The sequence below is a fragment of the Pseudonocardia sp. P-1 genome (genome assembly GCF_058111925.1).
This window is the reverse complement of the sequence record NZ_CM176614.1, coordinates 441,432-451,874: the sequence shown is the minus strand read 5'-3', so window position 1 is coordinate 451,874 and position 10,443 is coordinate 441,432. Positions and strand designations below refer to the sequence as shown.

Below are 10,443 nucleotides of genomic sequence, written 5' to 3'. Positions count from 1 at the left end.
CCCCAGCCGGGGCCTGCGGGTCCTCCGTCCGGCTCAGTCAGGCGACGGCGAGCGTGCGGCGGAGGAAGTCCACCTGTGCGGTCACGGACCGCTCGAACATCGCGCCGAGGTAGATGTCGAAGTGCCCGCACGGCAGCTCCAGCACCTCCGAGCCCGCCCCGGCCCGCGCGGCCACCGCGCGCACCGACGCCGGCGGCGCGATCGAGTCCCGCGCCGCGACGACGACGAGGATCGGCGCCCGCAGCCGCGCCGCCGCCGTCACCGGGCGGTTCAGCGGGATCCGCAGCGCGCCCCGGGCCCGCATGGTGTTGCGGAACCCGGGCCCGGTGATCGAGGAGTAGCCGCTCTCGGCGTCGTGCGAGGTGATCGCCGCGGTCGACCCGGGCGGTCCGAACACCGCGATCCGGTGCGGCGGGCGTCCGAGCAGCCCGGCGGCGGCGTCGCGCAGCCCGTGCCCGGTGAGGCGGGCCAGCTGCCCGGGTCCGGCGTAGCGCAGGATCTCCAGCAGCGCGGCGGTCCCGTCCATCGCCGCACCCTGGGAGATCACCGCGGCGACCCGGCCGTCGCGGGCGGCGACCGGGACGACGTGCCCGCCGGAGTACGAGCTGCCCCACAGCACGATCCGCTCGGGGTCCACGCCGGGCAGCGTGCGGGCGTGCGCGATCGCGGCGTGGTAGTCGGCGCGGTGCCTGCCGTGGTGGACGTCCTGGTCCAGACGGGGATCGCCGGTGCCGTCCGAGGCGCCGAACCCGCGGTAGTCGAACACGAGCACCGCGCAGCCCGCAGCGGCGAAACGCTGCGCGAAGGGCAGCAGCCCGGAGTCGCGGGTGGCGCCGAAGCCGTGCGCCATGACCACGCAGGGGCGGCCGCGGTCGTTCGCGAGCGCGTCGCCGACCGGGGCGAGGTGCCAGGCCGCACAGCGCAGCCCGCCGCTCGGGAACGACGTCTCGGCGGGGGTGACGGTCATCGTCGGCTCCTGCGGTGCGCGGGCGGGGCGGCGTCATCCTGCCGCACCCCCGCGGCGGGCCGCAGGGTCAGGCCCCGGTCGGGCCGAACTGCTCGATCCGGATCGCGTGGTAGGGGACCCCGGCGGCGGCGAGCAGGTCGGCCGCGGCGGCGGCGAAGGCGGGGGAGCCGCACACGAACGCGGTCTCCCCGCCGCGGACGAGCGGGGCCAGGTCGTCGAGGGTGAGCCGGCCCGCCGGGCGGACCGCGCCGGGTGGGGCGGTCCGGGTGAACACCGTGGTGACCGGGGGCCCGGTGAGCTCCTCGCCGTAGAACAGGTCGTCGGGGGTGCGGACCGAGACCAGCATCCGGACCAGGTCGGGACGGCCGGTGGCGCGGGCGTGGCGCAGCATCGCGGCCAGCGGGACCTGACCGGAGCCGCCGCCGACCAGCAGCGCGGGGGAGACCCCGTCCCAGGCGAACCGGCCGCCGACCGGGCCGCGGACCTCCAGCACGTCCCCGACGACGACGACGTCGTGCAGGAACTCCGACACCTCACCGTCGTCGAGACGTTCGACGGTCAGCGCGATCTCCGGCCGCCCGTCGGGAGCGGAGGCCACCGAGTAGCTGCGCTGTGCGGTGTAGCCGTCCTCGGCGGTCAGGCGCAGCACGTAGTACTGGCCCGGCAGGTGCGTGGCGGGCTCGGCCAGGCCGAGCCGGAACGTCCGCACCCCCGGGGCCTCGTCGTGCACCGACAGCACGGTCGCGGTCTGCCAGCGCAGGGTCCGGCGGGGCGTGGTGGCCGGGGTGGTGTCCACGGTCAGTCGCCCTGGAAGCGCTGCTCGGACCACGGGTCGCCGCGGTCGTGGTAGCCGTTGCGCTCCCAGAAACCGGGCTCGTCCTCGGCGGTCAGGCGCAGACCGGCGACCCACTTCGCGCTCTTCCAGAAGTACAGGTGCGGCACCAGCAGCCGCGCCGGGCCGCCGTGCTCGCGGGTCAGCGGCGCACCCTGCGCCTCGAACGCCAGCCACGCCCGGCCGCCGGTGAGGTCGGACAGCGGCATGTTGGTGGTGTAGCCCGAGTGCGAGTGCGCGACGGCGAACCGTGCCTCCGGCAGCGGCCCCGCGGTCTCCAGCAGCGTGTCGACCGCGACCCCGCTCCAGCGCATCCCGAACTTCGACCAGGTGGTGACGCAGTGGATGTCGCCGTCCCAGCGTTCGCGGGGCAGGGCGCGGATCTCGTCCCAGGTCCACTCGACCGGGCGCTCGACGAGGCCGTCGATGCGGAAGGTCCAGCGGGCGGTGTCCAGGGTGGGGGCGCGCTCGGCGGTCAGCACCGGCCACTGGTCACCGGCGTCGTACTGGCCGGGTGGCAGCCGCCGGTCCCGCGGCCTGCGCCCGACGAATCCTCGGGTCACGGGGGGCATGCCGACCACAATGCACCCCCACCCCCGGTTGTTCCCACCCGTCTCAGGTCACGAGGTAGGCGTCGTAGGCGACCGCGTCGGCGGTGCGGACCGCGGAGCCGACGAACACCGCGGTGTTGAGCCAGGCCAGGTCCGGGTCGGCGGTCCGGGCGTCGACGACGACCCGGAAGTAGTAGCGGGCCGGGTCGACCGGCTCCCCGGCGAGCAGCGCGTCGAGGACCGGGGCCGGACCGGTGCGGTAGCCCGCCGTCGCCAGCTGCAGCAGGTGCCCCGACCGCAGCGCCACGGTGTAGCGGGTGTCGATCACGGCGGTGCCGTCGTCGAGCACCCGCTGGCGGTCGGCCCCGCCGCGGAGCACCTCGCCGTGCAGGCCCTCGCCGTCGCGGCCGGGTCCGGAGACCGTGCCGCCCACGATGGGGATCTCCCGCTCCCGGCCGAACGGGGTCCGGCCGACCTCCAGCGGCGGGTCGAGCAGGACGTGGACGCGGGCGACCGGGGTCAGCCCGGGGACGGCGGGTGCGGGTCCGGGAGTCGACACGGCCCCAGACTGGCGTCCGGGGCCGCCCGGGGCTACCCATGAGGACTACCGGCGGGGAACCGCCGGGTGTACGCCGCGAGACCCCCGGACGGTCCCGTTGCGCCAGTCGGGTGCATCACAGGCCGTGCGCGCCTCGCCACAGCGCATGCCTCCGGCGGCACCGGCTCACTAGACTCCACTGCACTTCGGTGGCGTCGACGACGGCGCCACCCGGCGGGCAACGAGGCCGCCCCGCGGGCCGGTGAGGAGAACAGAGCGGATGACGGACAGTGACCGCAGCGCGGTCGACCGCGCAGCCGGTCCGGAGGGCTCTGCCGTGGACGGTCCGGTGGAGCCGGAGGAGCTGGTCCTGGCCGGCGGCTTCGACCCGGTCACCCGTGACCAGTGGCTCGCCGCCGCGGACGCGGTGGTGCGCAAGTCGGGCCGGATCGGCGAGGACGCCGAGCTCGGGGCCGGGGTCGAGACCCTGACCCGCACCTCACCCGACGGCATCCGTGTCGCGCCGCTCTACGCCGACGAGGACACCACCGACCTGCCGCCCACCGGCGTGCCGGGGTCGTGGCCGTTCACCCGCGGCGCCCGCACCGACGGGCACGTCCCCACCGGCTGGGACATCCGCCAGCGCCACGCCGGCACCGATCCGGCGGCCGTCCGCGAGGCCGTGCTGGCCGACCTGGAGTGCGGCGTCACCTCGGTGTGGCTGCGCGTGGGCGAGGGCGGCATCGCCGTCGCCGACCTGGCCCGCGCCCTGGAGGGCGTGCACCTGGACCTGGCCGGGGTCGCCCTGGACGCCGGGACCGAGCAGGTCGCCGCCGCGCACGCCTACCTGGACCTGGCCGCGCGCAACGGCGTCGAGGACGCCGAGCTGCTCGGCTCGCTGGGCGTGGACCCGATCGGGCTGCGCGCCCGCGCGGGGTCCGGCCCGGACGTCGACGCGGTCGTCGAGGTCGCCCGCCGCGTCCACGGCACCTTCGACAAGGTCACCGCGATCACCGTCGACGCGACCGTGATCCGCGAGGCGGGCGGCTCCGACGCCCAGGAGCTGGGCTGGTCCCTGGCCGCGGGCGTCGCCTACCTGCGGGCGCTCGACGCGGCCGGGATCGCCGTCGCCGACGCGGCGCGGCTGCTCGAGTTCCGCTACGCCGCCACCCCCGAGCAGTTCCCGACGATCGCCGCCCTGCGCGCCGGGCGGCGGCTGTGGGCCCGGGTGCTGGAGGCCTCCGGCGTCACCGACGTGCCGCAGACCCAGCACGCCACCGTCCCCGAGGCGCTGTTCACCCGCCGCGACCCGTGGGTCAACATGCTCCGCGGCACCGTCGCCGGGTTCGCCGCGGGCGTCGGCGGGGCCGACGCGGTCACCGTGCCGCCCTTCGACGCCGCCCTCGGCGTCGCCGAGCCGTTCTCCCGCCGCATCGCCCGCAACACCCAGAACCTGCTCGTGGAGGAGTCGCACCTGGCGCGGGTCATCGACCCGGGCGGCGGCTCGTGGTACATCGAGCACCTCACCGACGACCTCGCCCGGCTGGCCTGGGAGTTCTTCGTCGAGATCGAGGCCGCGGGCGGCGCCGTCGCCGCCCTCGACTCCGGCCTGGTCGCCGAGCGGGCCGGCGAGGTCCGCGCCCGCCGCGAGGCCGACGTCGCGAAGCGGAGGACGCCGCTCACCGGCGTCTCGGAGTTCCCCGACCTGAACGAGAAGCCGGTCGAGCGCACCCCGCTGCCGCCGGCCGTCGAGCGCGGGGGGCTGCCGCTCTACCGCCCCGCCGAGGCCTACGAGGCCCACCGGGACCGCTCCGACGCGCTGCTGAGCGAGACGGGCTCGCGCCCCACCGCCTTCCTCGCCACCCTCGGCCCGCTCGCGGTCTACACCGCCCGCGCCGGGTTCACCCGCAACCTGCTGGCCGCCGGTGGCGTCGACACCGTCGACGCCGGCCCGACCGACTCCACCGCCGACGTCGTCGAGGCCTACGGCAAGGACGGCACGCCGGTCGTGGTGCTCTGCTCCTCGGACACGGTCTACGACGAGCGGGCCGCCGAGACCGCCGCCGCGCTGCGCGAGGCCGGCGCCGCGCGCATCCTGCTCGCGGGGAAGCCGAAGGACGAGGTGCCCGGCGTCGACGGTCACCTGTTCGCCGGCTGCGACGCCCTCGCCGTCCTCGACGACGTGTACACCCACCTGGAGGGCTCGAAGTGAGCATTCCCGACTTCACCGGCGTGCCGCTCCTGGGCGACACCACCCCCGCGACCACCTGGACCGGCTCCGCCGAGGTCTGGGAGGCGCCGGAGGGGATCGGCGTCAAGCCGCTCTACACCGCCGACGACCTCGCCGGCGTCGACTTCCTGCACACCTATCCGGGCATCACCCCGTACCTGCGCGGGCCGTACCCGACGATGTACACCAACCAGCCCTGGACGGTGCGCCAGTACGCCGGGTTCTCCACCGCCGCGGAGTCCAACGCGTTCTACCGGCGCAACCTCGCCGCCGGGCAGAAGGGCCTGTCGATCGCGTTCGACCTGGCCACCCACCGCGGCTACGACTCCGACCACCCGCGCGTCGCCGGCGACGTCGGGATGGCCGGTGTCGCGATCGACTCGATCCTCGACATGCGCCAGCTGTTCGACGGCATCCCGCTGGACCGGATGTCGGTGTCGATGACGATGAACGGCGCCGTGCTCCCGGTGCTGGCGCTCTACATCGTCGCGGCCGAGGAACAGGGCGTGAGCCCCGAGAAGCTGACCGGAACCATTCAGAACGACATTCTGAAGGAGTTCATGGTCCGCAACACCTACATCTACCCGCCGCAGCCGTCGATGCAGATCATCTCCGACATCTTCAGCTTCACCAGCCGGAGGATGCCGAAGTTCAACTCGATCTCCATCTCCGGTTACCACATCCAGGAGGCGGGGGCGACCAACGACCTGGAGCTCGCCTACACCCTTGCCGACGGCGTGGAGTACCTGCGGGCCGGGGTCGACGCGGGCCTGGACATCGACAAGTTCGCACCGCGGCTGAGCTTCTTCTGGGCGATCGGCATGAACTTCTTCATGGAGGTCGCCAAGATGCGGGCCGCGCGCCTGCTCTGGTCGAAGCTCGTGAACCGCTTCGAGCCGCAGAGCGCCAAGTCGCTGTCGCTGCGGACGCACTCGCAGACCTCCGGCTGGTCGCTGACCGCCCAGGACGTCTACAACAACGTCGTCCGCACCTGCATCGAGGCGATGGCCGCGACCCAGGGCCACACCCAGTCGCTGCACACCAACGCCCTCGACGAGGCCCTCGCGCTGCCGACGGACTTCTCCGCCCGGATCGCCCGCAACACCCAGCTGCTGCTGCAGCAGGAGTCGGGCACCACCGACGTCGTCGACCCGTGGGGCGGCTCGTACTACGTCGAGAAGCTCACCTACGACATCGCGAAGCGGGCGTGGGCGCACATCGACGAGGTGGAGAAGGCGGGCGGCATGGCCCAGGCCATCGACGCCGGCATCCCGAAGATGCGCGTCGAGGAGGCCGCGGCCCGCACCCAGGCCCGCATCGACTCCGGCCGCCAGCCGGTCATCGGCGTCAACAAGTACGTCGTCGAGGCCGACGAGCAGATCGACGTGCTCAAGGTCGACAACGCGAACGTGCGCCGCGAGCAGCTCGAGAAGCTCGCCCGGCTGCGTGCCGATCGCGACGACCGCGCCGTCGACGAGGCCCTGCGCGCGCTCACCGGCGCCGCGGAGAAGATCGCCGAGGGCTCGTCGCGCTCCGACGACGAGAACCTGCTCCAGCTGGCCGTGAACGCGGCCCGCGACCAGGCCACGGTCGGGGAGATCTCCGACGCACTCGAGAAGGTCTTCGGGCGCCACGCCGGACAGATCCGCATCATCTCCGGTGTGTACTCCGCCGAGGCCGGGCAGAACCCGGCGATCGACCGCGCCCGCGAGCTCGTCTCCGAGTTCGCCGGCCACGAGGGCCGCCAGCCCCGCATCCTGGTCGCGAAGATGGGCCAGGACGGCCACGACCGCGGCCAGAAGGTCATCTCGACCGCGTTCGCCGACATCGGCTTCGACGTCGACGTCGGGCCGCTGTTCCAGACCCCGGCCGAGGTCGCGAAGCAGGCCGCCGAGTCCGACGTGCACGTGATCGGCGCCAGCTCGCTGGCCGCCGGGCACCTCACGCTGGTCCCGGAGCTGCGCCGCGAGCTCGCCGAGCTGGGGCGCGACGACATCATGGTCGTCGTCGGCGGGGTCATCCCGCCCGCGGACGTGCCGGAGCTGCTGGAGATGGGCGCGGCCGCGGTGTTCCCGCCCGGCACGGTCATCGCCGAGGCCGCGGTCGACCTGCTCGGCAAGCTGGCCGCCGCGCTCGGCCACGACGAGCCGGACACGTCCGCCCCGACCGGCAGCGTCTACGCCGACTGAGCCACCGCAGCCGTCACGGTGGCGTCGTCACGGTGCCGCCGTCACGGTGGCTCGTCATCGTGCCGCCGTCGCCGCGCCCGGTGCGCCCACCCGCGCACCGGGCGCGGTGCCGACCCGCAAGGAGAGTCCCGCCGATGGCCCCTCGCGTCCCCGACCCCGCGGAGCTCGCCCGCGGTGTCCTGGCCGGCGACCGCACCCTGCTCGCCCGGGCGATCACCCTGGTCGAGTCCAGCAGGCCCGACCACCAGCGGGCCGCCCAGGAGCTGCTCCTGGAGCTGACCCCGAAGGCCGGGCACGCGGTGCGGGTCGGCATCTCCGGGGTACCCGGGGTCGGGAAGTCGACCTTCATCGAGGCGATGGGCTCCACGCTCACCTCCCGGGGCCACCGGGTGGCGGTCCTCGCCGTCGACCCGTCGTCCACCCGTACCCGCGGGTCCATCCTCGGTGACAAGACCCGGATGCCGCGCCTGGCCGTCGACCCGCACGCGTTCGTGCGGCCGTCGCCGTCGGCGGGCACGCTCGGCGGGGTCGCCCGCCGCACCCGGGAGACGATGGTCGTCATGGAGGCCGCCGGGTTCGACGTCGTCCTCGTCGAGACCGTCGGGGTCGGCCAGTCCGAGACCGCCGTCGCCGGGATGGTCGACACCTTCCTGTTCCTCACCATCGCCCGCACCGGCGACGCGCTGCAGGGGATCAAGAAGGGCATCCTGGAGCTCGCCGACGTCGTCGCCGTGAACAAGGCCGACGGCCCGCACGAGCGCGACGCCCGCGCCGCGGCCCGCGAGCTCGCCGGCGCGCTGCACATGATGACCCCCACCTCGGCGCACTGGCGCACCCCGGTGCTGTCCTGCTCCGCGCAGACCGGGAAGGGCCTGGACACCGTGTGGGAGAAGGTCACCGCCCACCGCGAGGCACTCGAGTCCGGCGGCGAGCTCGCGACCCGGCGCGCCGACCAGCAGGTCGAGTGGATGTGGCAGATGGTGCGCGACCGGCTCATGGACCGGGTGCTGCACGACCCGGCGACGGCCGAGCGGCTCCCGAAGCTCACCGCCGAGGTCCGCGACGGCGGGCTCACCCCCACCCTCGCCGCCCAGCAGATCCTCGACGTCCTGGGCTGAACCACCCGTTTCGGTCCCCGGGCGCACCCCGGGCGGTCGCTAACGTCGGCGACCGTGAACGACCGGATCATCCCCGGGGTGCTCGCGATCGGGCTCGGGTCGGCGCTGGTGCTCGCCGTGCTCGTCCCCGCCGTGGCGCTGACCTACCGCCGCCGCGGCCGCTTCGGGCCCGGCGAGCTGGCCGTCCTCGTCGCCGTCCCGGTGTACGGGCTGGCGGTCCTCGGCTACACGCTGCTCCCGCTGCCCCAGGTCGACGCGGCGTTCTGCGCGGGGCGGACCGCGGCGGACTCGCTGCAGACCCGGCCGTTCGCCTTCGTCGGCGACATCACCCGGATCGCCGCCCGCCAGGACGCGACCGGGGTGCGGGCCTGGCTCGCGAACGCCGCGGTGCAGCAGGTGGTGCTCAACGTGGCGCTGTTCGCGCCGCTGGGCTGGTTCCTGCGCGGGGTGTTCCGCCGCTCGCTGCCGGCCGGTCACCGTGGCCGCCGGGCTCGCGGTGTCCCTGCTCGTCGAGGCCACCCAGTACACCGGCAACTGGTTCCTGTTCCCGTGCGCCTACCGGCTCGCCGACGTCGACGACCTGATCGCCAACACCGCGGGCGCGTTGCTCGGCGGTCTCGCCGCGGCCCTGGTGCGGCCCCGCTCGTGGGACGCCGGCGCCGACCCCGACCGGCCCGCCCCGGTGACGGCCGGACGCCGGCTGCTCGGGGCCCTCTGCGACCTGGCGGCGGTCTGGGTGACCGGGTCCCTGCTCGGCTCGCTGCTGCTCGCCGGGACCGCGCTGACCGGGTACACCGGCGGGCCGCTGCCCGACTGGTTCGACACCGCGAACACCGTCCTCGGGTTCTGGCTGCCGCTGCTGATGTTCCTGGTGGTGCCGCTGGTGGGGCGCGGCGGCACCGTCGGCCAGCGGGCGGTGCGGCTGCGGCCCGCGCTGCCCGGCGGCGGCGTCCCCGGCCGCGGGCGCCGCCTCGCCCGGGTACTGCTCGGCACCGGAGGGTTCCTGCTGCTGTCCGGGCCGTCCGGCGCGCTCGGCGTGCTCGGGCTGCTGTGGGGGATCGCGGGCCTGGTCGGGCTCCGGCGCAGCACCGGCCACCGCGGGGTGGCCGGCCGGCTCACCGGGCTCACGATGGTCGACGCCCGGGAGCCCGCCCGCACCGCCCCGGCCGACCGTCCCGCTGTGCCCGGCCGTCCCGCAGTGCCCGACCGCTCCGCGGGCTGACGACTCAGGGCCGGGCGTCGGCCAGCTTCTCCGCCAGCGCCGACCGCAGGATCGCCTGCTCGGCGGCGAGCATCGTGAAGGTGCACCCCAGCCCCCGGAAGCGGCGCACGTGTGCGGGGGAGTCGCAGTAGATCCCCACCGGTACCCCGGCCCCCGCGCACACCGCGGCGATCCCGGAGACCAGCTCGGCGTGCCGGTCGGACTCCGGGCCGCCGTCGCCCTGGGCGGCGAGCGGGAGCCCGTGCGCCAGCGCCAGGTCCGACGGCCCGACGAACACCGCCGCGACCCCGTCGACGGCCACGATGTCGGCCAGGTTCGCCACCGCGGCGACCGTCTCCACCATCACCACCGTGCGCGGCGGTGCGAACACGTCGCGGCCCTGCCACGAGGGGCGGACCGGCCCGAAGCTGCGGACCCCGTCCGGCGGGTAGCGGCACGCCGCGACCGCGGCAGCGGCCTGCTCGGCGGTGTCGACCAGCGGGACGATCACGCCGTCGGCACCCCGGTCCAGGGCCCGCCCGATGCCCTCGGCTCCGTGGCCGGGGACCCGCACCAGCGACGGCGTGCCCGTCGCGGACAGGGCCTGCAGCATGCCCAGGACGGTGTCGTCGCCGATCAGGCCGTGCTGGGTGTCGACGCAGACCAGGTCGAACCCGACGGAGCCGGCGATCTCGGCGACGGCGGGGGAGGGCAGCTGCAGCCAGCCACCGACCGCGTCGCCGGTGAACAGTGGATCAGGGGTCATGCGACGACCGTGCCGCCCCGCCCGCCCGACACGCCAGTCGAGACCGTCGTC

Annotated in this window: 10 protein-coding genes; 4 read left to right on the top strand and 6 right to left on the bottom strand. The window is 75.1% G+C overall.

Annotated features, from left to right (window positions below):
• Window positions 1–37: 37 nt before the first annotated feature.
• From AC0GKK_RS02145 to AC0GKK_RS02130, 4 genes are all read right to left on the bottom strand, one after another.
• On the bottom strand, window positions 38–967 hold the full coding sequence (locus tag AC0GKK_RS02145; protein WP_350590312.1) for an alpha/beta hydrolase: 930 nt from the start codon (window positions 965–967) through the stop codon (window positions 38–40).
• A gap of 67 nt (window positions 968–1,034) precedes the next feature.
• Entirely contained in the window at window positions 1,035–1,763 is a 729-nt protein-coding gene (locus AC0GKK_RS02140; RefSeq protein WP_482637469.1) for an FAD-binding oxidoreductase, read from the bottom strand.
• A 2-nt stretch (window positions 1,764–1,765) separates the two neighbouring features.
• Window positions 1,766–2,371 carry a sulfite oxidase-like oxidoreductase gene (locus AC0GKK_RS02135; RefSeq protein ID WP_179759888.1) on the bottom strand — a complete coding sequence of 202 codons (606 nt, stop codon included), beginning with the start codon at window positions 2,369–2,371 and terminating at the stop codon, window positions 1,766–1,768.
• 43 nt (window positions 2,372–2,414) lie between these two features.
• Window positions 2,415–2,909, bottom strand: coding sequence for a DUF3237 domain-containing protein (locus AC0GKK_RS02130; RefSeq protein ID WP_489883013.1), 495 nt, complete (start codon window positions 2,907–2,909; stop codon window positions 2,415–2,417).
• Window positions 2,910–3,168: 259 nt separating this feature from the next.
• Here AC0GKK_RS02130 and AC0GKK_RS02125 point away from each other — a divergent pair, with 259 nt between their 5' ends.
• From AC0GKK_RS02125 to meaB, 3 genes are all read left to right on the top strand, one after another.
• Entirely contained in the window at window positions 3,169–5,100 is a 1,932-nt protein-coding gene (locus tag AC0GKK_RS02125) for a methylmalonyl-CoA mutase family protein (RefSeq protein WP_489883012.1), read from the top strand.
• Entirely contained in the window at window positions 5,097–7,307 is a 2,211-nt protein-coding gene (gene scpA, locus AC0GKK_RS02120; RefSeq protein WP_489883011.1) for a methylmalonyl-CoA mutase, read from the top strand. Before AC0GKK_RS02125 ends, scpA begins: the two co-directional genes overlap by 4 nt.
• Window positions 7,308–7,441: 134 nt before the next feature.
• Window positions 7,442–8,425 carry a methylmalonyl Co-A mutase-associated GTPase MeaB gene (meaB, locus tag AC0GKK_RS02115; protein WP_346106699.1) on the top strand — a complete coding sequence of 328 codons (984 nt, stop codon included), beginning with the start codon at window positions 7,442–7,444 and terminating at the stop codon, window positions 8,423–8,425.
• 224 nt (window positions 8,426–8,649) lie between these two features.
• On the opposite strand, the gene AC0GKK_RS02110 is transcribed toward meaB, so the two are convergent.
• The gene (locus AC0GKK_RS02110) at window positions 8,650–8,832 is read right to left on the bottom strand and encodes a hypothetical protein (protein ID WP_489883010.1); all 183 of its coding nucleotides are present in this window, start codon (window positions 8,830–8,832) and stop codon (window positions 8,650–8,652) included.
• 71 nt (window positions 8,833–8,903) lie between these two features.
• On the opposite strand from AC0GKK_RS02110, the gene AC0GKK_RS02105 reads away from it, so the two are divergent.
• Entirely contained in the window at window positions 8,904–9,647 is a 744-nt protein-coding gene (locus AC0GKK_RS02105; RefSeq protein ID WP_489883009.1) for a VanZ family protein, read from the top strand.
• Window positions 9,648–9,651: 4 nt separating this feature from the next.
• Here AC0GKK_RS02105 and AC0GKK_RS02100 read toward each other — a convergent pair whose 3' ends face one another.
• Window positions 9,652–10,392: an HpcH/HpaI aldolase family protein gene (locus tag AC0GKK_RS02100; RefSeq protein WP_489883008.1), complete on the bottom strand. Its 741-nt coding sequence runs from the start codon at window positions 10,390–10,392 to the stop codon at window positions 9,652–9,654.
• Between the last annotated feature and the right edge of the window lie 51 nt (window positions 10,393–10,443).